1 rRNA gene is annotated in these 219 nt (G+C 51.6%); it reads left to right on the top strand.

The annotated features are described in order from the left end of the window. Positions 1–133 precede the first annotated feature (133 nt). Positions 134–219 (top strand): 5S ribosomal RNA (gene rrf / locus KNP95_RS16025); the annotation flags it as partial.

The raw sequence follows: 219 nt of genomic DNA on the forward strand, positions 1-219 counted from the left end.
AGGTAGATAGGTCATGGGTGGAAGCACGGCGACGTGTGGAGCTGAATGATACTAATCGGTCGAGGCTTTGATCTAGTCTAATGGTTTGTATGAATTGATGAGTCTTCAGTTTTGAGAGAACGATCTCTCGATGTCTGGTGGCGATGGCGAAGCGGCCACACCCGTTCCCATGCCGAACACGGAAGTTAAGCGCTTCAGCGCCGAAAGTAGTTGGGGGTC

The sequence above is a fragment of the Exiguobacterium sp. s36 genome (assembly GCF_018618345.1).
In the GTDB taxonomy this organism is placed as follows: domain Bacteria; phylum Bacillota; class Bacilli; order Exiguobacteriales; family Exiguobacteriaceae; genus Exiguobacterium; species Exiguobacterium chiriqhucha.